At 73.4% G+C, this 24160-nt stretch carries 22 protein-coding genes; 15 read left to right on the forward strand and 7 right to left on the reverse strand.

Annotated features, from left to right (window positions below; all coding sequences use genetic code 11):
• The first annotated feature begins 96 nt into the window (after positions 1-96).
• Positions 97-579, forward strand: coding sequence for a 2-C-methyl-D-erythritol 2,4-cyclodiphosphate synthase (gene ispF, locus TPA0908_RS03220; RefSeq protein ID WP_281934449.1), 483 nt, complete (start codon positions 97-99; stop codon positions 577-579).
• 36 nt (positions 580-615) lie between these two features.
• On the opposite strand, the gene TPA0908_RS03225 is transcribed toward ispF, so the two are convergent.
• Positions 616-1137, reverse strand: a complete 522-nt coding sequence (locus TPA0908_RS03225) for a hypothetical protein (RefSeq protein WP_281934451.1) — start codon at positions 1135-1137, stop codon at positions 616-618.
• Positions 1138-1324: 187 nt separating this feature from the next.
• On the opposite strand from TPA0908_RS03225, the gene TPA0908_RS03230 reads away from it, so the two are divergent.
• The 3 genes from TPA0908_RS03230 to TPA0908_RS03240 are packed head-to-tail and all read left to right on the forward strand — an operon-like array spanning position 1325 to position 4775.
• Entirely contained in the window at positions 1325-2677 is a 1353-nt protein-coding gene (locus TPA0908_RS03230) for a BTAD domain-containing putative transcriptional regulator (protein WP_281934453.1), read from the forward strand.
• Positions 2678-2726: 49 nt separating this feature from the next.
• Positions 2727-3725 (forward strand): tetratricopeptide repeat protein, encoded by a 999-nt coding sequence (locus tag TPA0908_RS03235; protein ID WP_281934455.1) that lies wholly within the window; start codon positions 2727-2729, stop codon positions 3723-3725.
• 9 nt (positions 3726-3734) lie between these two features.
• Positions 3735-4775 carry an NAD(P)-dependent alcohol dehydrogenase gene (locus TPA0908_RS03240; RefSeq protein WP_281934457.1) on the forward strand — a complete coding sequence of 347 codons (1041 nt, stop codon included), beginning with the start codon at positions 3735-3737 and terminating at the stop codon, positions 4773-4775.
• Positions 4776-4827: 52 nt separating this feature from the next.
• Here the strand turns inward: TPA0908_RS03240 and TPA0908_RS03245 are convergent, their stop codons facing one another.
• Positions 4828-5994 (reverse strand): homogentisate 1,2-dioxygenase, encoded by a 1167-nt coding sequence (locus TPA0908_RS03245; protein ID WP_281934459.1) that lies wholly within the window; start codon positions 5992-5994, stop codon positions 4828-4830.
• A gap of 93 nt (positions 5995-6087) precedes the next feature.
• Here TPA0908_RS03245 and TPA0908_RS03250 point away from each other — a divergent pair, with 93 nt between their 5' ends.
• The 5 genes from TPA0908_RS03250 to TPA0908_RS03270 all read left to right on the forward strand — a co-directional run bounded on the left by TPA0908_RS03250 (position 6088) and on the right by TPA0908_RS03270 (position 10544).
• Complete coding sequence (locus TPA0908_RS03250; RefSeq protein WP_281934461.1) at positions 6088-6954, forward strand: hypothetical protein; 867 nt, start codon at positions 6088-6090, stop codon at positions 6952-6954.
• Between the two features lie 53 nt (positions 6955-7007).
• The gene (gene fahA / locus TPA0908_RS03255; RefSeq protein WP_281934673.1) at positions 7008-8207 is read left to right on the forward strand and encodes a fumarylacetoacetase; all 1200 of its coding nucleotides are present in this window, start codon (positions 7008-7010) and stop codon (positions 8205-8207) included.
• A gap of 145 nt (positions 8208-8352) precedes the next feature.
• On the forward strand, positions 8353-8562 hold the full coding sequence (locus TPA0908_RS03260; protein WP_281934463.1) for a DUF397 domain-containing protein: 210 nt from the start codon (positions 8353-8355) through the stop codon (positions 8560-8562).
• Between the two features lie 110 nt (positions 8563-8672).
• Positions 8673-9155 carry an SRPBCC family protein gene (locus TPA0908_RS03265; RefSeq protein ID WP_281934465.1) on the forward strand — a complete coding sequence of 161 codons (483 nt, stop codon included), beginning with the start codon at positions 8673-8675 and terminating at the stop codon, positions 9153-9155.
• 135 nt (positions 9156-9290) lie between these two features.
• Entirely contained in the window at positions 9291-10544 is a 1254-nt protein-coding gene (locus TPA0908_RS03270; protein WP_281934467.1) for an outer membrane protein assembly factor BamB family protein, read from the forward strand.
• A gap of 73 nt (positions 10545-10617) precedes the next feature.
• Here TPA0908_RS03270 and hisC read toward each other — a convergent pair whose 3' ends face one another.
• The 4 genes from hisC to hppD all read right to left on the reverse strand — a co-directional run bounded on the left by hisC (position 10618) and on the right by hppD (position 14782).
• Positions 10618-11721 (reverse strand): histidinol-phosphate transaminase, encoded by a 1104-nt coding sequence (hisC, locus tag TPA0908_RS03275; RefSeq protein ID WP_281934469.1) that lies wholly within the window; start codon positions 11719-11721, stop codon positions 10618-10620.
• Positions 11718-12764: an RDD family protein gene (locus TPA0908_RS03280; protein WP_281934471.1), complete on the reverse strand. Its 1047-nt coding sequence runs from the start codon at positions 12762-12764 to the stop codon at positions 11718-11720. Before TPA0908_RS03280 ends, hisC begins: the two co-directional genes overlap by 4 nt.
• Before the next feature lie 88 nt (positions 12765-12852).
• Complete coding sequence (locus TPA0908_RS03285; protein ID WP_281934473.1) at positions 12853-13566, reverse strand: RDD family protein; 714 nt, start codon at positions 13564-13566, stop codon at positions 12853-12855.
• 10 nt (positions 13567-13576) lie between these two features.
• The gene (gene hppD / locus TPA0908_RS03290) at positions 13577-14782 is read right to left on the reverse strand and encodes a 4-hydroxyphenylpyruvate dioxygenase (RefSeq protein ID WP_107161699.1); all 1206 of its coding nucleotides are present in this window, start codon (positions 14780-14782) and stop codon (positions 13577-13579) included.
• 138 nt (positions 14783-14920) lie between these two features.
• Here hppD and TPA0908_RS03295 point away from each other — a divergent pair, with 138 nt between their 5' ends.
• The 5 genes from TPA0908_RS03295 (at position 14921) to TPA0908_RS03315 (ending at position 23367) form a co-directional block, all read left to right on the forward strand.
• Positions 14921-15427: an Lrp/AsnC family transcriptional regulator gene (locus TPA0908_RS03295; RefSeq protein WP_181570690.1), complete on the forward strand. Its 507-nt coding sequence runs from the start codon at positions 14921-14923 to the stop codon at positions 15425-15427.
• A gap of 101 nt (positions 15428-15528) precedes the next feature.
• The gene (locus tag TPA0908_RS03300) at positions 15529-16962 is read left to right on the forward strand and encodes an outer membrane protein assembly factor BamB family protein (protein WP_374709161.1); all 1434 of its coding nucleotides are present in this window, start codon (positions 15529-15531) and stop codon (positions 16960-16962) included.
• 77 nt (positions 16963-17039) lie between these two features.
• The gene (locus tag TPA0908_RS03305) at positions 17040-18707 is read left to right on the forward strand and encodes a fumarate hydratase (protein WP_281934474.1); all 1668 of its coding nucleotides are present in this window, start codon (positions 17040-17042) and stop codon (positions 18705-18707) included.
• Positions 18708-18931: 224 nt separating this feature from the next.
• The gene (locus tag TPA0908_RS03310; RefSeq protein ID WP_281934475.1) at positions 18932-21913 is read left to right on the forward strand and encodes an AfsR/SARP family transcriptional regulator; all 2982 of its coding nucleotides are present in this window, start codon (positions 18932-18934) and stop codon (positions 21911-21913) included.
• 44 nt (positions 21914-21957) lie between these two features.
• Complete coding sequence (locus TPA0908_RS03315) at positions 21958-23367, forward strand: class II fumarate hydratase (RefSeq protein ID WP_199199940.1); 1410 nt, start codon at positions 21958-21960, stop codon at positions 23365-23367.
• Positions 23368-23369: 2 nt separating this feature from the next.
• On the opposite strand, the gene TPA0908_RS03320 is transcribed toward TPA0908_RS03315, so the two are convergent.
• Entirely contained in the window at positions 23370-23636 is a 267-nt protein-coding gene (locus tag TPA0908_RS03320; protein ID WP_281934478.1) for a hypothetical protein, read from the reverse strand.
• A 280-nt stretch (positions 23637-23916) separates the two neighbouring features.
• On the opposite strand from TPA0908_RS03320, the gene TPA0908_RS03325 reads away from it, so the two are divergent.
• A complete protein-coding gene (locus tag TPA0908_RS03325; protein ID WP_281934480.1) occupies positions 23917-24147 on the forward strand; it encodes a winged helix-turn-helix domain-containing protein in 231 nt (76 codons plus the stop codon).
• Positions 24148-24160 lie beyond the last annotated feature (13 nt).

A 24160-nucleotide genomic window follows, 5' to 3' on the forward strand; every position in this document is an offset into this window, starting at 1 on the left:
CTCCGCCCTCCGGAGTTGACCAAGGGGTTTGCGTCGCCGTCCGGCCCGACGGTGACCCGAACTCCTTGATCACGGCGTACGCGTACGCTCGGCGTCATGATCGTTCCTCGGGTGGCCGTCGGCACCGACGTGCACGCGTTCGCGGCCGGTCGGCCCTGCTGGGTCGCGGGCCTGCACTGGCCGGGGCAGGACGGCCTGGCCGGCCACTCGGACGCCGACGTGGTGGCGCACGCCGCCTGCAACGCGTTGCTCTCCGCCGCCGGCCTCGGCGACCTGGGCGCCAACTTCGGCGTCGACCAGCCGGAGTGGGCCGGTGCCTCCGGGGTGGCGCTGTTGACCGAGAGCGCGCGCCGGGTGCGGGCGGCCGGTTTCGTGATCGGCAACGTGTCGGTGCAGGTGGTCGGCAACCGGCCCCGGATCGGGTCGCGGCGGGACGAGGCGCAGCGGGTGCTCTCCGAGGCGGTCGGCGCGCCGGTCACCGTGTCCGCGGCGACCACCGACGGCCTGGGCTTCACCGGGCGCGGCGAAGGACTGGCCGGCATCGCGGTGGCGCTGGTGTACCAGGCGCCGACGGCCTGACCCGGCGACCGGGGACGCCGGTCGCCGGGCCGGCGTTCAGTCCACGTCGGTGCAGACGTTGTGGGTCGTGCCGTGGAGCATCGTGATGGTCTTGTCGAAGGTGGGCGTGAACGCCACCCGGAACTGGCCGTCGACGATCCACAGCCCCTTCGGCAGCGTGCCGGCGTTCTCCCGGAAGCCGAGCAATACCGGGCCCGTGACGTACCAGGTCATCGACCCGTCCGTGGCGTGGACCACGAGCGAGGTGCCGCTCGCGTCGGCCGTGGAGGTGGCACCGGTCTCCAGGTTGGTCACCCGGTCGAGCAGGGCGCCGGTGAACAGTTCCCGCTTCGGTGAGCCGTCCGGGTAGGTCTCCAGCGTCAGCTTCCGCACCTCGTCGACGATCGGCTCCACCCGAACCGCGAACGTGCACCGGGCGCCGGCGGGCAACTCGAACGCCTCCTGCGGCGCGGGCACCCAGGCGCCCGGAGAACGGTCGGCGGCGGATGCCGGACCGGGAAGGCTCGCCACGACCGCCGCCACGACCGCCGTCACCGCGGCGCTCATCCTGACTCGCATGGTCACTCCATCCTGTTGCTGACCGGGGCCGGACCAGGATCGTGCCGCCGGCTCACCACCGGCTCACCGCTTTCGCCCCGGCAGTCGGGTCGATCGTTCGGCCGTCCCCGCCCGGCGACCGGGCTGCCCACCACGCGCTCACCGCCGGGTGACAACCGCAGGCCCCGGTCCCCCCGTCCTGTTCGGTATGGAGTTCCGCCTGCTCGGGCCGTTCGAGGCCCGCCACGACGGCCGGACCGTCGAGCTGGGCGTCCGGCGTCAGGAGCGCTGCCTGCTCGGGCTGCTGCTGCTCGACACGGGCCGGGTGGTGTCGACCGACCGGCTCGCCGACCTGCTGTGGAACGGCCGGCCACCGGCCGCGGCCCGGGGCGCGGTGCAGACGTACGTCGGGCGGTTGCGGGCCGCGTTGCACCCGTACGGGGTGCGGATCGGCACCCGGGGCGGGGGCTACGTCGTCGACCGGGTCGGGCATCGGGTCGACGTCGACGAGTTCGGCGACCTGGTCCGGGTGGCCGGCGTCACCGCCGAGCCGGACGCGCGGGTGCGGCTGCTCGACCGGGGGCTGGCCCTCTGGCGGGGGCCGCTGCTCGCCGACGTGGCGAACGGCGAGCTGCGCGACCGGCTGCACGGAACCGTCGAGGAGCTTCGCCTGGTCGCGGTGGAGCTGCGCGCCGAGGCGCAGCTCGCGTTGGGGCGGCACGGGCCGGCGATCGCGGATCTACTGCCGCTGGTGGCCCGGCACCCCACCCGGGAACAGCTCGTGGCCGTCCTGATGACCGCGCTGTACCGGGGGGCCCGACGGGCCGACGCGCTGCGGCTCTACCGCACCACGCGGGAGCGGCTCGCGGTGGACGTCGGCGTCGAGCCGGGGCCCCGGCTGCGGGAGGTGTACCGCCGGGTGCTCGCCGGTGACGACCGGCTGGAGCGGTCCGGGCGGCCGGTGTACGAGGTCCGGGTCCGCGACGAGAGCCTGCCGTGGAGCGTCGGCGGCCACCCCGCGCTCGACTTCTGCAACACGTACGCGGGGTGGGGTCGAGACTCTCCCCTGCCTGGCGCGGAGTGGCTGCGCGGCTATCGGACGCTCGCCGTCTGGGCGGGCCACGTCGGGCTGACCGACGAGGTGTCGGTGAACCGGCTGCTGCACCTCGCCCGACGTGACCCCGGCACCGCGGAGGCGGTGCTCGCCGAGGCCCGTACGCTGCGGACCGCGCTCTACGCCAGCCTGGTCGATCCGGCGGACCGTCGGGCCTTCGACGCGGTCGCCCGCGCCGCCGGAGCGGCTGCCCGGACGGCGGTGTTCCGGCGGACGGCGGACGGGCGCGGTCGCTGGTGGATCGACCTCGCCGCCGGGCTGCGGCTGCCCGTGCACGCCGCCGCGTTCAGCGCCGCGCAACTGCTCGCCGATCCGGGCCGGCTCACGGTTCGGGCCTGCCCGGACGAACGCTGCGGGTGGTTGTTCCTGGACGACAGCGGCCTGCGCAGGTGGTGCAGTCTCGGGACCTGCGGGGGCGGGGCGGGCGCGTCCTGCCGCAGCATCTGACCGCGCGCTGACGGGCAGCTGACCAGCCGGGGCGGCTAGGCTCGCCGGGATGCCGAGTGACGCCGCCCCCGACCAGTCCGCCGCCGACGGCTACCTGCAACGCGCCCACCTCCTCGCCGAGCTGGGCCGCTACGACGAGGGGATCGGCGAGCTGACCGCGCTGATCGCGGCGGAGCCCGCGCACCTCGCCGCGCTGACCATGCTGGCCCGGATGCAGCTCGCCGCCGGTCGTCCCGCCGAGGCGCTGACGGTGGCCGAGGCGGCGGTCGCCGCCGCGCCGGGGAACGCGCCGGCGCTTGTCGCACGCGGGTTCGCGCTGCTCGACCTGGAACGTTGGAAGGCCGCCGCGGGCACCGCGGACGAACTCCTGGCGCTGGGCCCGACCGACGCGTACGCGCAGCGCAGCGCCGCCGCCATCCTGTCCGCCTCGCGCAACGGGCAGCTGGCGCTGGACGCGGCCTGGCGGGGTGTCGAGCTGACGCCGGACGAGCCGGAGGCGCACCTCGTGCTCGGTCTGGTCGCGGTTCGGCTGGAGCTGTTCGACCTGGCCGAGCGGGCCTACCGGGAGGCGTTGCGGCTGGACCCGGAGCTGGCCGGCGCGGGGCGCGACCCGGGCGTGGCCCGGCTGGAGCGACGGCGGTACGCGGAGACACTGGAGCACCTGACCGAGGTGGCCGACATCTCCCCGCCCGGCCCCGATCCGGTGCGCGCCGTCGACGGGGGCGTACGCCGGCTCGTGCTGTCCGCCGCCGGCTGGTCGCTGGCCGCGACCGTGCTGGTCGCCGCGCTCGGACCGACCGCGCCGGTCGCGTCCCGGCTGCTCGCGGTGCTGGCGGCGGTCGGGGTGGGACTGCTGGCCTGGCGGCCGGTGACCCGGCTGCCCGGCGCGCGGGACGCGATGTCCCGGGGGCTGGCGCCGGCCGTCTACGCGGGGGCCGCCGCGCCGGTGCTGCTGGTGGTCTACGCGCTGGTCGGCGGCCCGTGGCCGCTGGTGGGCGCCGTCACGGCCTCGGTGGTCGCCGGATTCGCCCTGCTCAACCGGGGGTAGGAAAGTCGAATGCTGACTGTCAACGCCTACGCGGCGACGTCCGCGACCGACCCGCTCACGCCGACCACCATCGAGCGGCGGGACCTCGGCCCGGACGACGTCCTCATCGACATCAAGTTCGCCGGTATCTGCCACTCCGACATCCACACCGCGCGCAGCGAGTGGGGCCCGACCCGCTACCCGATCGTGGTCGGCCACGAGATCGCCGGCGTGGTGCGGGAGGTCGGCTCCGCGGTGACGAAGTTCGCCGTCGGCGACCGGGTCGGCGTCGGCTGCCTGGTCGACTCCTGCCGGGAGTGCGACAGCTGCCGCAAGGGTCTGGAGCAGTACTGCCTGAAGGGCAGCACCGGCACGTACGCCGGCGTGGGCCGGGACGGCAAGCCGACCCAGGGCGGCTACTCGCAGGCCATCGTGGTTACCGAGGACTTCGTGCTGCGCATTCCGGACGGCATCGAGCTGGACGCCGCCGCGCCGCTGCTCTGCGCCGGCATCACCACGTACTCGCCGCTGCGGCACTGGAACGCCGGGCCGGGCCGGAAGGTGGCCGTGATCGGCATGGGTGGTCTCGGCCACATGGCCGTGAAGCTGGCCCACGCGATGGGCGCCGAGGTGACGGTGCTGTCCCAGTCGCTGAAGAAGCGGGAGGACGGGCTGCGGCTCGGCGCCGACCACTACTTCGCGACCTCCGACGAGGACACGTTCACGGAACTGGCCGGCTCGTTCGACCTGATCATCAACACGGTGAGCGCGACCATCGACATGAACGCGTTCCTGCGGCTGCTCGCGGTGGACGGGACGCTGGTCAACGTCGGCGCCCCGGAGGAGCCGCTGTCGGTGCACGCGTTCTCGCTGATCCCGGGCCGGCGGTCGTTCGCCGGGTCGAGCATCGGTGGCATCGCGGAGACCCAGGAGATGCTCGACTTCTGCGCCGAGCACGGGCTGGGCGCCGAGATCGAGGTGATTCCGGCCGAGAAGATCAACGAGGCGTACGAGCGGGTGCTCGCATCCGACGTGCGCTACCGCTTCGTCATCGACGCGTCCACGTTCTGACGCTCCGACGTGTGACGAGGGGCCGCCTCCGGGTGGCCCCTCGTCGCGTACGTCAGGGCTTGCGCGCCCAGGTCCAGGCGTAGCCGTCGTCCTCGCAGGCGGTGCCCGCGTCGCAGAGGTCCAGCGGGCGGAACGTGTCCACCATGACCGCCAGCTCGTCGAAGAAGTCCGCCCCGATCGACCGCTCGGCGGCACCCGGCTGCGGACCGTGGGTGAAGCCGGACGGGTGCAGCGAGATCGAGCCCTGCTCGATGCCGGAGCCGCGCCGGGCCTCGTAGTTGCCGCCGGTGTAGAACAGCATCTCGTCGGAGTCGACGTTGTGGTGGTTGTAGGGCACCGGGATGGCGGCCGGGTGGTAGTCGACCTTGCGCGGCACGAACGAGCAGATCACGAAGTTCGGGCCCTGGAACGTCTGGTGCACCGGCGGCGGCTGGTGGATCCGCCCGGTGATCGGCTCGAAGTCGTGGATGGAGAACGCCCACGGGTACAGGTGCCCGTCCCAGCCGACCACGTCGAACGGGTGGTTCGCATAGACGTACCTGGTCCACCCTCGGCGGTGCTTGACCAGCACCTCCACCTCCTCGCCGTCGACCAGCAGCGGGGTGTCCGGTCCCCGGACGTCGCGCTCGCAGTAGGGCGAGTGCTCCAGGAACTGCCCGCGTACGGAGAGGTAGCGCTTGGGCGGGCCGATGTGGCCGGACGCCTCGACGGCCAGCAGCCGGGCCGGCTCGTCGCCGGTCGGCACCAGGCGGTGGATGGTCGAGGTGGGGATGACGACGTAGTCGCCGGCCACCGCGTCGAGCACGCCGAACGGCGACTCCACCCGCATCGAGCCGGACTCCAGGTAGAGGCAGTGGTCGCCGGTGGCGTCGCGGAACAGCGGGGACGGCCGGTCGGCCAGCACGTACGCGATCCGGACGTCGTCGTTGGCGAGCAGGTAACGCCGGCCGAGCACCGGGTCCGCGCCGCTGCCGTCCAGCTTGTGGGTGCGCAGGTGGCGCGGCTTGAGCGGCAGGTTCGGCACCCGGGTGACGGTGGGCGGGGCGAACTCCTCGGCGGCGAGGATCGCGGTCGGCGCGTGCCGGTGGTAGAGCAGCGACGAGTCGGAGGAGAAGCCCTCCTGACCGACCAGCTCCTCGGCGTAGAGCGTGCCGTCGGGCTGCCGGAACTGGGTGTGGCGCTTGCGGGGCACCTCGCCCACGCTGCGGTAGTACGGCATCTCGCCTCCGTTATGTCCCGTTGGCCGGCCAGTGGCGTCCGATAATCGGACGCGGTTGTCCGTTCCTCGTAGCGTCCCGTACATTCTTCTCTCGTGTCAACGCAGGTGCCTCGCCTCCTCACCGGCCTGGTCGACGACGCCGCGGTCTTCCCGCCCGGCAACGCCGCGCTGCCCGACGCGGTGACCGCGCACCGCAGGCACCGGGACGCCTGGTACGCCGGCCTGGTCGGCCCGCTGCTGCTGCCCGCCTCGGAGATCGAGGACGGCGCGCTGCACGGCCGGGTGGACCCGGCCGAGGGCTTCGTCATCGGGCTGATCGGCGACACCGGCCTCGACCGGCTGCCCGCCGCGCTCGCCGCCCTGACGCCGGACGGCGTCACCGCCCGGCAGGTCGAGGCGCCGGTCGCCAAGCGGGGCGAGGACCCGCAGCCCGGCCTCGCCGAGCTGGTCGCGCTCGCCGGGCGGCTCGACGACACCGCCGTCTACGCGGAGATCCCGCTGACCTTCGGGCTGATGGGGGCGCTGGACGCGCTCGCCGAGGCGCGGGCCGGCGGACTGCCGGTGGCGGCCAAGTTCCGCACCGGCGGGTTGGCCGCCGAGCTGTTCCCGACCCCGGTCGAGCTGGCCGCCGTCATCTGCGCCTGCCGGGACCGCGACCTGCCGTTCAAGCTCACCGCCGGGCTGCACCACGCGATCCGGCACCGCGACCCGGAGACCGGCTTCACCCACCACGGTTTCGTCAACGTGCTGGCCGCCACGCTGGCCGCGGTCGACGGCGCCGACGTGGACGGCGTGGCCGAGCTGCTTGCCGTCACCGACGTGGTGCGCGTGGTCGAGGCGGCCCGGGGCCGGCGCGAGGCGCAACGCCCGCTCTGGGTCGGGTACGGGTCGTGCAGCATCTCCGAACCACTTACCGATCTGATCCGGCTGGGGCTGGTGAACGGAGGCTTCGAGGCATGAGCGAACGCACCGAGCGGAGCGAGGGCCGTGAGGGCATGCCCGGCCAGCACGGCGTGACGTGGGTTGAGGGGGCGGCGGGCTCGCCGTACGGGGTGACGAACCTGCCGTACGGCGTGTTCCGGCACGGCGACCGCGAGCCGCGCGTCGGCGTCCGCATCGGCGACCTCGTGCTGGACCTGGCCGGCGCGGAGGCCGCCGGTCTGGTGCTGGCCGGCGGCGCGCTGGGCCGGCAGACGTTGAACGCGTTCCTGGCGCTCGGCCGGCCGCAGTGGACCGCCGTCCGGGAGCGCGTCACCGAGCTGCTCACCGATCCGGCGCACCGGCCGGCGGTGGAGCCGCTGCTGGTGCCGGTGGGTGAGATCGAGCTGGTGCTGCCGTTCGAGGTGGCGGACTACGTCGACTTCTATTCCTCGGAGCACCACGCCTCGAACGTCGGCCAGATCTTCCGGCCCGGCCAGCCGCCGCTGCTGCCGAACTGGAAGCACGTGCCGATCGGCTACCACGGCCGGGCCGGCACGGTGGTCGTCTCCGGCACGCCCGTGGTCCGCCCCACCGGGCAGCGGGCCAGCGCCCAGGGCCCCACCACCGGTGCCTCCGTACGCCTCGACATCGAGGCCGAGGTCGGCTTCGTGGTCGGCGTGCCGAGTCGGCTCGGCGATCCGGTGCCGGTGGCCGACTTCGCCGACCACGTCTTCGGCGTGGTGCTGGTCAACGACTGGTCGGCCCGGGACATCCAGGCCTGGGAGTACCAACCCCTCGGCCCGTTCCTGGGCAAGTCGTTCGCCACCTCGGTCGCCGGCTGGGTCACCCCGCTGGACGCGCTCGCCGACGCCTTCGTGCCCGCGCCCGACCAGGACCCGCCGGTGCAGGAGTACCTCCGGGACACCCCGCACCTCGGGCTGGACCTGACGCTGTCGGTGGAGTGGAACGGCGAGCGGGTGGCCGAGCCGCCGTTCGCCACCATGTACTGGACACCGGCCCAGCAGCTCGCGCACCTCACCGTCAACGGGGCGTCGCTGCGCACCGGCGACCTCTACGCCTCCGGCACCGTGTCCGGGCCGGAACGCGGCCAGGTCGGCTCGTTCCTGGAACTCACCTGGGGCGGGTCCGAGCCGGTGAAGTTCGCCGACGGCAGCCAGCGGACGTTCCTGGAGGACGGCGACACGGTGACGATCACCGCCACCGCGCCGGGACCGGACGGCACCACGATCGCGCTCGGCGAGGTCACCGGGACGGTCCTTCCGGCCCGCTGAGATCCGGCTTTCCGAGCCCACGGCCCTGGTCGCACCCACTGTGCGACCGGGGCCGTTTCCTCGCGCGTTGATCGACGCGGATCGGGTGCGCCGGGGCGGTGCCGGCCCGGGGCGCACCCAGGAGGAAGCAGAGGAAGGACCGAGCATGACCGAGTTGATCGGTGCCGTGTGGCGTACCAGCAGCCGTTCCAACGATCAGGGCCTCTGCGTCGAGGTGGCCACGAACGTGGTGGCCGCGCACGGCGTGGTGGGCGTACGCGACTCCAAGGACCCGACCGGTCCGGCGCTCGCGGTGAGCCCGCCGGGGTGGAGCGCGTTCGTCACGGCGTTGCGACGCGACGCCTTCCGCGACTGACCGACCACGGTGGCCCGGTGTCCCGCCGTGGGGCACCGGTGGCGGAAATGTCACGGTGGGGCTCCCCCACATCGGTGACGGGCCGTACCGTGGACGACACGGGAGGTGCCATGTCGACGGTGACCGTTTCCGCCTTCATCGAGGCGCAGGACGCCGACCTCTGGCGCCTGCTCACCGACCTCCCGGCGCGCGCCGACTGGCTCTCCGCGGTCGGCGCGGTCGAGGTGCTCACCGCCGGTGCGTTCGGGCCGGGCACCACCTGGCGGGAGACCCGCCTCCGCCCGGACGGCGGGGCCGAGCCGGAGGAGTTCGAGGTGGTCGAGGCCGTCGCCCCGCGCCGCCTGGTGCTCGGCTCACCCGGGTCCGGCGTCGACTACCGGATCACCTTCACGTTGCGCACCGTCGAGCGTCGGCGGCGCGGCTGCACCGAGGTCACCGTCGAGCAGGAGGCGGTGCCGAACCGGCCGTACGGCCGGGTGCTGGCGCTGATCCTCGGCGGCCTGGCCGCCCGGGCGGTGGACAGCGCGCTCCGGCGCGACCTGGCCGACCTGGCGCTGGCCGCCGGTCCCACCCGCTCCACCGAGGCGGCCTGAGCCGCCCGACCGCTCGCCGCCGTAGCGGGTGAGCGGGCCTCCCGGGCCACCGGTCGCCGTGCCGCCCGGCCGTCGGCCGGGCGACCGGATCACGGCCCGGCCCCGGCCGGTAGGGTGCCGGGGCGGAGGTGGCGGATGGCGAAGGCCGGCAGGCGGCGGGCCGTGGTGGCGCTGGTGGCGGTGCTGGCCGTCGCGGCGTCGGTCGCCGTGGTCGCCCGGGTGCTGGCTCCGGCCGAGGTCGAGACCGTGGCCCGGGACCCGTACCCGGAGGCGCCCGCCCCGACCGTCGGGGTGATCGGGCGGCTGCCGGTGGCGCCGCTGGTCGTGGACGGCCGGCTCCGCGTCTACGCCGGCACCCGCCAGGTGTACGCGGACCAGCCGGTCACCGGCCGGCACCGGGTGACCCCGTTCTGGTCCTACCGCCGGTGGCCGGCGACGCTGGTCGGGGTGCTCGCCGAGGGCACCACGGTGGTCAGCCGCTGGTCCGACGGGAAGCTGGTGGCGCTGGACGCGCGTACCGGGCGGGTGGCCTGGCGGGCCGACGGCCCGGTGCCGGGGTCGGTGCCGGAGCCCCGCCGCACGTTCGCGGCCACGGTCTGGGGCCCGGCCGGCCTGCACGTCGCCCGCACCGCCGACGGCCTCGACGTGCTACTCGCCGCCGGTCCGGGCGCGGTCGGCGGATACGCGCTGGCCGACGGCCGCCGGCTCTGGCGTGCCGACGTCGGCCGGGGCTGCCGGACCGACGTGGGCAGCACCGCGAGCGGCGACCTGGTCGGGGTGGACACCTGCGCGGGACCGGCCGCGGTCGAGCTGCGGGACGCGGGGACCGGCGCGGTACGGGCCCGCTGGCGGCCACCGGACGCACCGGGCCAACTCGTGGTCACGCCGGTCGGCTGCCGCGACGGGCACTCGGGCTGTCGTGGTCTGCGTACCGCCGGGCCGGGCGGCGAGCACAGCCGGGGCTGGCTGGTGACGGATCCCGGCGAGCCGGTGGCCGCGCCGGGCCTGGACGCCCCCGGCTCCGTGCTGGACGGCGAGCGGGTGGTGGACACGTCCGGCGGCGTGGTGGTCGGGCGGTCCCCCCGCACCGGCGAGGAGCTGTGGCGCCGGGCCGACGTCCACCCGGCCCGGGTGCTCGCACAGGAGCCGGGCCGGGTGCATCTACTGACCGACCGGCGGGAACTGGTCACGCTGGACCCGCTCACCGGCGCGTCCCGGTCGGAGTTCGTGCTGGACGTCGGGCGGGACGGGATCGGGTGGCGGCCGGGCCGGGCGTACGCGGTGGACGGCTACGTGGCGGTGGAACGGGTGCGGGAGCACGCCACCGAGACCGACGACGACCAGGGCTGGTTCCTGATGGCCGAGCCGGTGCTGCTCGCTTCCACCTGAACGGCCGGCGCCGGCCGGTGAGAAGGGGCCCCTTCTCGACGCCAGGCGTTAAGCAGGGGCCCCGCCTTGCACGTCAGGCGAGGGCGGCCTCGGCGGCGGCCAGGAACGCGCCGTTCTCGGCCGGGGTGCCGATGGTGACCCGTACGCCGTCGCCGGGGAACGGCCGCACGATCACGCCGCGCGCCTCGCACGCCTTGCCGAACTCGATCGCCCGGTCGCCCAGCGGCAGCCAGACGAAGTTGGCCTGGCTGTCCGGGACGTCCGGCACGAACTTGCGCAGCGCCTCGGTGACCCGGTCCCGCTCGGCCACCACCAGCGCGCAGCGCCGCTGCACCTCGTCGGCCTGGGCGAGCGCGGCCAGCGCGCCGGCCTGGGCGGCCATGCTGGTGGAGAACGGGGTGACCACCTTGCGGACGGCGGCGGCCACGGCCGGCGCGGCCACCAGCCAGCCGATCCGCAGGCCGGCCAGGCCCCACGCCTTGGACAGCGTGCGCAGCACGGCGACGTTCGGCCGGTCCAGGTAGCTCAGGCCGTCCGGCACCTCGGCGTCGGTGACGAACTCCCGGTACGCCTCGTCGATCACCACGAGCACGTCGTCCGGCACCGTGTCGAGGAAGCGGTCCAGCTCGGCCTTGCGCACCGCCGTACCGGTGGGGTTGTTCGGGTTGCAGACCAGGATCATCCGGGTCCGGTCGGTCACCGCCGCCGCCATCGCCGCGAGGTCGTGCCCGTGGCCGGCGTCGTTCGGCACCCGCACGCTGGTCGCGCCGCTGGTCGCCGCGATGATCGGGTACGCCTCGAACGAGCGCCACGAGTAGAGCAGCTCGTCACCGGGCAGACAGGTGGCCCGGACCAGGTGCTCGGCCAGCGCCACCGAACCGCAGCCGGTGGCGATCCGGTCGGCGTCCACGCCGTAGCGCTCGGCGAGCGCCTGACGCAGCGCGACCACGCCCATGTCCGGGTAGCGGTGCGAACCGGCGACCGCCTCGGTGACCGCCTCCACCACGCCGGGCAGCGGGCCGTACGGCACCTCGTTGCTGGCCAGCTTGATCGCCTCGGCGAGACCCAGCTCCCGGGCCAGGTCGGCGGGGCTGCGACCGGGCACGTAGTTGGGCAGCGCGTCCAGGTCGACGCGGGTGAGCCGCAGCGGAGGCTGGTGACGTCCGGTCTCGGTCATGGGGTGTCTCCCGGGGGGTCGGCGCGGTCGCGCGGGGCGGTACGGGGGTCGGGCCGGTTGCGGGGGAGTTGGACCACCACGGTCTGCGCCCGCTTGTCGTGCAGCGCCTGGCGCAGCGGCTGGTCGAACAGGGGCGAGACGGCGTCGACGAACTGGAGCAGCAGGCCCAGCCCGCAGCAGTACCAGAGCAGCGTGGGCAGGCCCATCGTGCTCCACCGCCGGGTGGCCCGGCCGAAGCCGAGCGGCTGGTCCGCGTCGACCGACACCGCGCGTACGCGGGCCACCCGCTTGCCGAACGTCTGCCCGCGCGCCGCCATCGACGGCACCTCGTACGCGAACCAGAGCGCGGTGGCGATCAGCAGGATGGCGACCTGCAACCCGCCGGCCTGGTCGTCGATCTGGGGCAGCCCCTCGGTGGAGGTGTCGCCGTTCAACGCCCGACGCATCGTCTCCCGCAGGTAGGGCTCGATCGCCTCGAAGTAGCGGTAGACGAACCAGCCGTTGACCACCACGTTGAGCAGGAACACCACGCCCAGGTCGATGAGGCGGGCGACCAGCCGGGCACCGTACGAGGCGAGCGGCAGCCCGTGCGGACGCGGCACCGGCGGCCGGCCCGGCCACTGCGGGTACGGCCACCCCGGCGGCGGCCCCTGCTGCCCGGCCTGTCCGGGCCACGGTCCCGGCTGTCCCGGCTGCCCCGGCTGTCCGGGCCACGGTCCGGTCTGGCCGGGTTGACCCGGCTGTCCGGGCCACGGGCCCGCCTGGCCCGGCTGCCCGGGCTGTCCCCACCCGGGTCCGGGTTGACCCGACGGGACCGACCCGGCCGGCTGACCGGTGGGGCCACCCGGCGCGCCGGAGGCCGGCCGGTCGGGGGCGGAGCCGGTGACCGGCGTCGTGGCGGCCGGTTCGGGCTCGGCGGGCGGTGGACCGTCGGGCGGGGTGACGTCGACCGGGATCGGCGCACCGATCCAGCCCTCCCCGTCCCACCAGCGGCGGGTCTCCGGTTCGGCGGGGTCGACGTACCAGCCAGGTTCCAGACTCACGGACATGCCTCGCTGCACTCGTTCACGCTCACAGGGCTCCCCTCAGTTCGCGACTGCGGGGCTCGCAGGCCCGGCTCGCTCCTCACGCTCACGGTGCCACCTTAACGACGACCGTGCCGGCGGCCTTGTCGTGCAGGCACTGCTGCCAGGGCTTGTCCCAGAGCTGCCAGAGGCCGTCGAGGTAGTTGAGGAACGGCACCAGCGAGGCGGCGACGAACTCGACCAGGTAGCGCTTGCCGAGCATGCCCCGGGTCAGCGTGGCGTCGGGTCGCGCCGGAATGATCCGCAGGTTCATCACCTTCTTGCCGAGCGTCTGCCCGGTCCGGCGGGCGTACTCCACGTGGTAGAGCCAGTAGAAGACCAGCAGCAGGAGGAACAGCCCCAGCTCGGCCAGGAGCACCGGCAGGAGGAGGTCGCCGAAGATCACCAACGGGTCGGGCTCGGCCACGGTGCCGTCCGGGCCGGGTGCCGGCATCTGGTCGATCATGCGGAGGACGAGCCAGATGAACACGGGCGCGAAGAGCACCATCGCCACCGCCGTGGCGACCGCCGTGTCGATCAGCCAGGCCACCAGCCGCTCGCCGAACCCGGCCAGCGGCTGGCCGTTCGGAGCCAGGGCCGGTGGCCGGGGCACGGCATGCGGGGCGTACCCGGGTGGGGGTGGCGGGTAGCCGGGGAGCGGCGGGTACGTCTGCGGGACGGGCTGTGCGGGCACCGCCGGGCCGCTGGGCGGCGCGAAGCCGCCGCCCACGGGCGGGGGCCCGGCGGGCGGCGGCGTCGTGTTCGGGGGAGGCTGGGTCACGCGGACAGTGTCACAGATTGCCGCGCTTCTCCTGCTCCCGCTCGATCGCCTCGAACAGGGCCTTGAAGTTGCCCTTGCCGAAGCCGAGGGAGCCGTGGCGCTCGATCAACTCGAAGAAGACGGTGGGGCGGTCCTGCACCGGCTTGGTGAAGATCTGGAGCAGGTAGCCGTCCTCGTCCCGGTCCACCAGGATCTTGCGGGACTGGAGCTCCTCGATCGGCACCCGTACGTTGCCGATGCGGGCGCGCAGCTCCGGGTCCTGGTAGTAGGAGTCCGGGGTGTCCAGGAACTCGACGCCGGCCGCCCGCATGGCGTCCACGCTGGCCAGGATGTCGTTGGTGGCCACCGCGACGTGCTGGGCGCCGGGGCCCTGGTAGAACTCCAGGTACTCGTCGATCTGCGACTTCTTGCGGGCCACCGCCGGCTCGTTGAGCGGGAACTTCACCTTGCGGGTGCCGCTGGCCACCACCTTGCTCATCAGCGCGGAGTAGTCGGTGGCGATGTCGTCGCCGATGAACTCGGCCATGTTGCTGAAGCCCATGACCCGCTTGTAGAACTCGACCCACTCGTCCATCCGGCCCAGCTCCACGTTGCCGACCACGTGGTCGACGGCCTGGAAGAAGCGCTTCGGCTGGAGGCCGGCGTCGATCATCGGCTGGCGGTCCACGATCGGGGCGCGGGCCACGAAGCCGGGCAGGAACGGCCCGGTGTAACGGGACCGGTCGACGAGCGTGTGCCGGGTGTCGCCGTACGCGCCGATGGCCGCCATCCGGACGGTGCCGTGCTCGTCGCTGACGTCGTGCGGCTCCAGCAGGCCGGTCGCGCCCTGCGCGGTGGCGTGCGCGTACGCGGCGTCCACGTCCGGCACCTCCAGCGCGATGTCGGAGATGCCGTCGCTGTGCTTCGCCACGTGCGCCTCGCCGTCGGCGCCCGGACGCACCACGCCGGTCAGCACGAACCGGGCCGAGCCGCTGGTCAACACGTACTGGGCGTGGTCCCGGTAGCCCTGCTCCGGGCCCCGGTACGCCACGCAGGTCATGCCGTAGGCGGTGGAGTAGTAGTGCGCCGCCTGCTTGGCGTTGCCGACCAGGAAGTGCAGGTGGTCGAGGCCCTTGACCGGGAACGGGTCCCGGCTGATGTCGTGGTTGACGGCGCCGACGAGCACGTCGGCGTCGACCTCCTCGGTCAACTGGGGTCGGTCGATCGCCTGGGTCATGGTGGCCTCCCTCGCGTACCGGCCGGCCTCGTGGGCCGCCGTGGATGTGCTTCCGGCGAGCATCTCCGGACCGCCTCCGGTTGGGCAATAGTTAGTGGTTTTCCTGGTCAGGTTGCGCATTCGGTATCGTCAACCACCGTGAACACTGGTCAGGATGTACAGCTCGACGAGTTGGACGCGCGCTTGATCGAACTGCTCGCCGAGGAACCTCGGATCGGGGTGCTGGAATGCTCCCGGCGGCTCGGCGTGGCCCGGGGCACCGTGCAGGCCCGGCTCGACAAGCTGGTCGGCCGTGGCGTGGTGGGCGGCTTCGGGCCGGAGATCTCCCCGGCCGCGATCGGTTTCGGGGTGACCAGCTTCGTCACCCTGGAGATCAGCCAGCGGCACGGCCACGACCAGGTCACCGCGCACCTGGCCGCCATCCCGGAGGTGCTGGAGGCGCACACCATCACCGGCTCCAGCGACCTGCTCTGCCGCATCGTGGCCCGGTCGAACACCGACCTCCAGCGGGTCATCGACCAGATCGTCGCCTCGGAGGGCATCCGGCGCGCCTCCACCATCATCGCGTTGGCCGAGCAGATCCCCTACCGCACGCTGCCCCTCGTGCGCTCCGCCGCCAGAGGCGAAGGAAGGGCCCCCGCTTAACGCCTCCGGTAGAGACGGGGCCCCCTCTAACACCTCGGGCCGGGCAAGAAGCGGCGCGACACGCCCCGCACGGAGCCCGGGGAACGGTGATCGTCGCTACCGTGTCCGGTGTGAAGGGCCTAGGCATACGCGGCTGGTTGCTGCTCGGGCTCATCACCGTGGTCGTGCTCGCCGCCACCGGCGTCTGGAACCCCTTCCCCCGCCTCTGGGACTGGGTCGACCGGAGCAAGCCGATCTCCGAGCCGGACGTGGTCTGGCAGCAACGCGTCGGTGGCACCCCGCGCAGCGTCACCATCGCGGGTGACACCGTGATCGTCGAGCAGCGCACCCGGATCGAGGCCCGCAAGCTCGCCGACGGCAGCCAGCTCTGGGAGCGCAAGGCCGACTGGTCGGCGGTGGCCGGCAGCGGCCGGGAGTCGGTCGTCGCCGTGGGCAAGCTGCTCGACAAGGGGTACGAGGTCCTCGACCCGACCACCGGCGTGACCCGCCGACGCGACGAGCGCGCGATCGCCGTCTGGACGTACCGCAACCTGCTGCTCGACGCGTACTGCGTGCAGGCCACCGACTGCACGCTGCGGGCCTGGGACCCGCGCGGGACCGCTCCGCTGTGGAGCGCGTTCCTGCCCGGCGTGCACAGCGGAGTGCTCGCCGACAATCCGGAGCTGCTCGGCACCCGCCGGCTGGGCGCGACCCGTATCGACGGCGGGGTGGCCGGACCGGAGTCGGTCCCGCCGCTGCTCGGCTTCCCGGTCGACGGCCGGGTGCACGTGGTGGACACCGCCACCGGCCGGGTGCTCCAGAACGTCCAGCCCGGTCGGGAGGAGCGGCTCGCGGTGGTCGGCGGCCGGCTGCTCCGGGTCGCGGCCACCTCCCGCGACGGGAGCTGCTACTTCGTCGTCACCGCCGTCGACCCGGCCACCGGCCAGCAGGTGTGGCGGCGGGCCGGGATCAACCTGCGTACCGCGGACGCCGCCGGCTGCGTGCAGCGGGAGGACCCGCAGGGTGCCCGCAACGTGCTCATCGGGGTGGCCCCGGACGGCCGGGAGGCGGTGCTCGACGGCTACGACGGCCGGCTGCTCCAGGTGGGCGCGGAGGGCGAGAAGCTGCTCGCCGTCGACGACCGGTACGCGGTGGTGCGCAGCGCCGACAAGGACTCGCTGCTCGGCCGCGAGCTGTCCGCCGACCGGACCCGGTGGACCCGGCCGGCCGGTCAGAAGAGCGGCGCGGCCCTGACCCCGTACGCGGTGGTGATCACGGAGGAGAAACCGTCCCGGCTGGTCGCTGTCGAGCCACGCGGCGGTCGGGTGCTGGCCGAGCTGCGCACGTCGGCGAACGCGCTGGCGGTCGGCCCGAACGGCATGATCGTCGGGGAGGGGCGGGAGATCGGGTACGTCCGCTGGGGCACCGGTGGCGCCGGTGCGCCGCCGGCCGACCAGGGTGCCGTGCCGGCGCCCGACCCGGGCGACACCTGGCGTCCCCCGGGCGGCCGGGGCGACTGCGGGCCGAAGAAGGAACTCTGCGCCGACGGGAAGTGACGCCGGGTGAGATCGGCGTCCCAGGACCCCACCGGCGGGTGTCACCGATCGACTGCTCTGCCCTAGGCTTTTCGGTCATGAGCAGTGCCGCCGCCTTCGCGTACGCGCCCCTCCTGCCGACCGGTCCCGACCAGACGGAATATCGCCTGGTCACCGACGAGGGCGTGGACGTCGTCAACGGCCCGGGTGGTCGCCGCTTCCTCACCGTGGAGCCGGCCGCGCTGACCGCGTTGACCGCCGAGGCCATGCACGACATCGCCCACTTCCTGCGCCCGGCCCACCTGGCCCAGCTCCGGTCGATCATCGACGACCCGGCGGCCTCGCCGAACGACCGGTTCGTCGCGCTCGACCTGCTGCGCAACGCCAACATCGCGGCCGGTGGCGTGCTGCCGATGTGCCAGGACACCGGCACCGCGATCGTGATGGGCAAGCGCGGCCGGCACGTGCTCACCGACGGCACCGACGCGGAGGCGATCTCGCGCGGCGTCTACCAGGCGTACACGAAGCTGAACCTGCGTTACTCGCAGCTCGCGCCGCTGACCATGTGGGACGAGCGGAACACCGGCAGCAACCTGCCGGCCCAGGTGGACCTGTACGCCGAGGACCCGGACGGCCACCCGGACGCGTACAAGTTCCTGTTCATGGCCAAGGGCGGGGGCTCGGCCAACAAGTCCTACCTCTACCAGGAGACCAAGGCGCTGTTGAATCCGACGCGGATGATGCAGTTCCTGGAGGAGAAGCTGCGGCTGATCGGCACCGCCGCCTGCCCGCCCTACCACCTGGCCGTCGTCATCGGCGGCACCTCCGCGGAGTACGCGTTGAAGACCGCCAAGTACGCCTCCGCGAAGTACCTGGACGCGCTGCCGACCCAGGGCTCGATGAGCGCGCACGGTTTCCGCGACCTGGAGCTGGAGGCGGAGGTGCTGGAGCTGACCCGCAACTTCGGCATCGGCGCGCAGTTCGGTGGGCGCTACTTCTGCCACGACGTGCGGGTGGTCCGGCTGCCCCGGCACGGCGCGTCCTGCCCGGTCGCCATCGCGGTCTCCTGCTCCGCCGACCGGCAGGCGGTTGCCAAGATCACCCCGTCGGGCGTGTGGCTGGAGCGCCTCGAAACCGACCCGGCCCGCTACCTTCCCGACGTCACCGACGAGACGCTGGACACCGAGACCGTCGTCCGCGTCGACCTGAACCGGCCGATGGACGAGATCCGCGCCGAGCTGTCGAAGTACCCGGTGAAGACGCGCCTGTCCCTGACCGGCCCGCTGGTCGTCGCGCGGGACATCGCGCACGCCAAGATCGCCGAGCGGCTGGACGCGGGCGAGCCGATGCCGCAATATCTGCGCGACCACGCGGTCTACTACGCCGGCCCGGCCAAGACCCCCGAGGGCTACGCCTCCGGCTCGTTCGGCCCCACCACCGCCGGGCGAATGGACGCCTACGTGGAGAAGTTCCAGGCGGCCGGCGGCTCGATGGTGATGCTGGCCAAGGGCAACCGGTCCGCCCAGGTCACCCGCTCCTGCCACACCCACGGCGGGTTCTACCTCGGCTCGATCGGCGGCCCGGCGGCCCGACTGGCCCAGGACTGCATCAAGCACGTCGAGGTGCTCGAATACCCGGAGCTGGGCATGGAGGCGGTCTGGCGGATCGAGGTGGAGGACTTCCCGGCCTTCATCGTGGTCGACGACAAGGGCAACGACTTCTTCGCCGAGGTCACCAAGCCGGTGCTCACCGTCGGCCGTCGCTGACGCCGCTCCGCGCGGCCCGGTTCCACCTTCCGACATCGGTGCGCTCGCCCGACCTCACGACCGGACGGGCGCACCGCCCCCGTCGGATGTCGTCACCGACAACCGCGACGAGTCTGTCCGGCGGCGCTGTCGATCCGCTATCAGATCACTATCGCCTCGACGCGTCATGCGGTTACCACCGGGTTACGCTGCTGTAAGTGCACAAAGGCGTACGGGGGCGGCGCATGCGGTTCGGGATCCTGGGACCACTGCGGGTAGGCGGGGGCGAAGCCACCGTCACCGCAGGTCGGGACCGGACCGTGCTCGCCATCCTGCTGCTGCGCGCCGGTCGTGTGGTGCCGTTCGGCGAGCTGATCGACGCCGTCTGGGAGGACCGGCCGCCGGCCACCGCCCGGGCCCAACTGCAGATCTGCGTGTCGCGACTGCGACAGCGCCTCACGGTGCTGGGGTTGCCGCCGGACGTCATCGTCACCGATCCGGCCGGCTACGGCATCCGGGTCGCACCGGACGACCTCGACGCCGACATCTTCGGCCGGACGGTCGACGCCGCGCGGGCCGCGGTCGCCGCGGGCCGGTCCGAGGAGGCGCGACGCCACTACCGGGCCGCGTTGGCCCTCTGGCGGGGGCCGGCGCTCAGCGGCGTTCCCAGCCGGAGCGTACGCCGGCGGGCGCTGGCCCTCGACGAGCAGCGACTGGCGGCGTTGGAGGAGCGTGTCGAGATCGAGCTGCGCCTGCGGCCGGCGACCGACCTGGTCGACGAGTTGGTCGAGAGCGTCGAGCGGAACCCGCTGCGGGAGCGGCTGCGCGGCCAGCTCATGCGGGCCCTCGCCGCGGTGGGCCGGCAGGCCGACGCGCTCGCCGTCTACCGTGATGGCCGCCGTCTTTACGCCGAGGAGCTGGGCATCGAGCCCGGTCCGGAGTTGCAGGACCTGCACCAGCGGGTACTCGCCGGCGACCTGGCCCTGGGGGTCGCGGAGCACCGGTCCACCGTGCCGGTCCGTTCGCTGCCGCGGGCGATAAGTGACTTCACCGGCCGTCAGCAGACCGTGGTCCGGCTGGTGAAGGAGATCGAGGAGGACAGGGTCCGGGTCCAGCTCATCGACGGCATGGCCGGCAGCGGCAAGACCACGCTGGCGGTGCACCTGGCCGCCGCCCTCGGCGACCGCTACCCGGACGCGCATCTCTTCGTCGACCTGCACGGGCACAGCGAGCGCATGCCGTTGACCCCGGCGGCGGCGGTGGCGGTCCTGCTGCGCCAGCTCGGGGTGCCGCCGGAGCGGATGCCGCTGGATCTGGCCGACCGGTTGACGCTGTGGCGTACCGAGTTGGCCGGCCGCCGCGCGCTCGTGGTGCTCGACAACGCGGCCGACAGCGCGCAGGTCACGCCACTGTTGCCGAACGGCCCGGACTGCCTCGTCCTCATCACGAGCCGCCGCCGACTGGTCGGGTTGGACGAGGGGCGCCCGTCGTCCCTGCCCGTGCTCGACCCGGAGGAGGCGGTGGAGCTGCTCGGCCGGATCGTCGGCCGGGACCGGGTCGCCGCCGAACCGGAGGCGGCTGCCGAGGTGGCGCGGCGCTGCGGGCACCTGCCGCTGGCGCTGCGGCTGGCGGCGGCCCGGCTGGCGCACCGGCCCCGCTGGCGGGTCGCGGATCTGGCCGAACGGCTGGCCACCAGCCGGGACCCGCTGGCCGAGCTGGCCGCCGGGGAGCGTTCCGTCGGGCAGGCGTTCGCGCTCTCGTACGCCCAGGTGTCGCCCACGGCGCAGCGGATGCTGCGGCTGCTCGGTCTGCCGCCGGGTGGCGGGTTCGACAACCGGGTGGCCGCCGCGTTGGCCGACATCCCGCTGGCGGAGGCGCAGGATCTGCTCGACGAGCTGGTGGACGCGCACCTGGTGGAGGAGGCCGACCCGGGCCGTTACCGGCTGCACGACCTGATCCGCGAGTACGCCCGGACGCTGCTCGCCGAGCCGGGTCGGGCCGGGGAGCGCCGGGCGGCCCTGGAACGGCTGCTGGACCATCATCTCGACGTGGCCTCGGCGATCGCCCGGACGATCGAGTCGGCGGGCAGCCTGCGGTCCCTGCCCGCGAACCCGCCGCGCCGGCCCGATCTGGTCGACGCCACCCTGCCACAGGGCCGGGCCTGGTTCGACGAGCACGCGGCGCTGTTGACCGCGTTGGTCCAGCTCGCCGAGGCGGAGGGCTTCCGGCGGCACTGCTGGCAGCTCGCCCGGGCCTGCTGGCGGGCCAACTTCGACAGTGGACACCTGGACGACCTGCTGGAGACGCACACCGTCGGCCTGCGCGCGGCCGAGGCGCTCGGGGACGAGGCCGCGGTGGGCACCATCTACAACTACCTGTCCTCGGTCTACTACCGGCAGGCCCGGTTTCCCGAGGCCATCCGGTTGATGCGGCGGGCCCTGGAGATCCGCCGGCGGCTCGGGCTCCGCGACGAGATGCGGGTGTCGCTGTGGAACCTCGGGGTGTCCTACTCGGCGAACGGGGATCACCAGCAGGGGATGGAGTGCCTCGACACCGCGATGCAGATGATCCGCGGTGCCGACCACACGGCGGAGCTGGCCAACCTGATCAACAACGTGGCCTACGCGCTGCTGTCGGCCGGCCGCCACGCCGAGGCGCTGCGGCTCAGCCGGTCCCACCTGGTGTTGGCGCGGCAGAACGGGGACTTCCGGCAGTTGGCGAACGCGGTCGCGCACACCGGCATGATCCGGCACCGGATGGGTCACCTGGAGCCGGCCCAACGGCTGCTGCGGGTCGCCCTGCGCCTCAAGAAGAAGTACGTCGGCCGGTACGGCGAGGCGGAGGTGCTCAACGAGATGGGCGCCCTCCAGCGGCGGGTCGGCCGGCCCGAGCGGGCGGCCGACCTGCACCGGGAGGCGCTGGTGGTGGTGACCGATTCCGGTGACCGGATCGGTCAGTGCGCCTCGCGCAACCTGCTCGCCCAGGCGCTGCTCGACCAGGGTGACGTGGCCAGCGCGCTCGACCTGCACCGCCGGGTGCTCGCCGACGCGACCCGGCTCGGGGCCCGTTACGAGCAGGCCCGTGCGCTGGACGGCATGGCCCGGTGCCTGCGCGACACGGATGCGGGACAGGCCCGCCGGTACGCCGGCCGGGCGCTGGTGTTGTTCCGTCAGATCGAGTCCCCGGGCCGGCGGGCGACCGAGGAGCTGGTGGCCGAGCTGGGCTGAGGCCCGCGTCGCTTTCCCTGCGTACCGGCCGGCGGCGCGGCAGGATGGTACGCGTGACGACTCCAGAGGCGACCGGTTACCGGATCGAACGTGACTCGATGGGCGAGGTGGAGGTGCCCGCCGAGGCGCTGTGGCGGGCGCAGACCCAGCGCGCGGTGCAGAACTTCCCGATCTCGGGGCGCGGGCTCGAACCGGCCCAGATCAAGGCGCTGGCCCAGATCAAGGGGGCGGCCGCCCAGGTCAACGGCGAGTTGGGGGTGATCGACGCGGACGTGGCCGAGGCGATCGCCACGGCTGCCGCACACGTCGCCGCCGGGGGCTACGACGACCAGTTCCCGGTGGACGTGTTCCAGACCGGTTCCGGCACGTCGTCCAACATGAACACCAACGAGGTGATCGCGTCGCTGGCGAGCCGCGAGCTGGGCCGCGACGTGCACCCGAACGACCACGTGAACGCGTCGCAGTCCAGCAACGACGTGTTCCCGACCTCGATCCACCTGGCCGCCACCCAGTTCGTGGTGGAGGATCTGCTCCCGTCCCTGACGCAGCTCGCCATGGCGTTGGAGGCGAAGGCGGCCGAGTTCGAGACCGTGGTCAAGGCGGGCCGGACGCACCTGATGGACGCCACGCCGGTCACGCTCGGGCAGGAGTTCGGCGGGTACGCCGCCCAGGTCCGCTACGGCGTCGAGCGGCTGGAGTCGGCGCTGCCCCGGCTGGGCGAGCTGCCGCTCGGCGGCACCGCGGTGGGCACCGGCATCAACACCCCGCTCGGGTTCGCGGGCAAGGTGATCGGGCGGCTGCGGGACTCGACCGGCCTGCCGCTGTCCGAGGCACGCAACCACTTCGAGGCGCAGGGCGCGCGGGACGCGCTGGTGGAGACGTCCGGGCAGCTCCGCACCGTCGCGGTCGGCCTCTACAAGATCGCCAACGACGTACGCTGGATGGGTTCCGGTCCCCGCGCGGGCCTGCGTGAGCTGCGCATCCCCGACCTCCAGCCCGGCTCGTCGATCATGCCGGGCAAGGTCAACCCGGTGGTGGCCGAGGCGATGCGGCAGGTCTGCGCGCAGGTCATCGGCAACGACGCGGCGGTGGCCTTCGCCGGCTCGCAGGGCGACTTCGAGCTGAACGTGATGCTCCCGGTCATGGGCCGCAACCTGCTGGAGTCGATCAAGCTGATCGCCGCGTCCAGCCGGCTCTTCGCCGAGCGGCTGGTGGCCGGCCTGGTCGCGGACGCCGAGGTCTGTCTGGCGTACGCGGAGGGCTCGCCGTCGATCGTCACCCCGCTCAACCGCCATCTCGGGTACGACGAGGCCGCCTCGATCGCCAAGGAGGCGCTGGCCAAGCAGGTGTCCATCCGCGAGGTGGTGATCTCGCGCGGGCACGTCGACTCGGGCAAGCTCACCGAGACCCAGTTGGACGAGGCGCTGGACCTGCTCCGGATGACGCACCCCTGAGGTCAGGGCATGGCCCGTCGTCGCGCCCAACCGAGGAAGCGGGCGAACAGGACGGCCGGGTCGAGCCGTTCGGCCGGGTGCAGCCGGTGCAGGTCGGCGGTCGCCTCGTGGAGCACGCCGCAGAGATAGACGCTGAGCCCGACCGGGTCGCCCGCGTGCTCGTCGAGCAGGATGAGGCGTGCGTCGGCGCACGGCCAGGGCGTGCCGCACGTCCGGCAGAGCCAGAGCGGGCGCAGCGGTAGGTGGGGCGGCCGGTCAGGTAGGGGCATGTGCGGTCCCTTTCGAGCTGAGTCGTCGGTGCTGTCGCTGCCGCCCCGGCGGGGGTGGGACCGCCCGGCCGGGGGAGCGGGACGGTCCCACCGCGACGCCGTCCTGGGGACCAGGCCCCATGTCTGCTCTGGACCGCCGCATGGCTCGGTTGTCGCTTGCCGAACGAGGGACCTCGCCACAGCCGCCATGTTAGAGACCTTTAGTACCTAAGGCAATGTTGGTCTTGAAGGCGGGTTTTGCTCATGATCCGATGGAAGGTGCCGAACGAAGGAACCTCCCATGCCCATACCGAGCGGTGGCTACCGAGAGGTGGCCGAAGACCTGACGACCCGGATCAGAAGTGGCGAGTACCCGCCGGGTGAGCGGTTGCCGACCTACAGGGAACTCGCCGACCTGTACAGCGTGAGCGTCACGACCGTGCAGCGGGCGATCATCATCCTTCAGGACCGGGGCCTCGTCGTGGGCTTGCAGGGTCGTGGCCTGTGGGTCGCGGAGGTGCTGCCGAGCTGACGCGGTGACCGCA

It is taken from the genome of Micromonospora sp. AKA38, from assembly GCF_027925725.1.
Taxonomy (GTDB): domain Bacteria; phylum Actinomycetota; class Actinomycetes; order Mycobacteriales; family Micromonosporaceae; genus Micromonospora.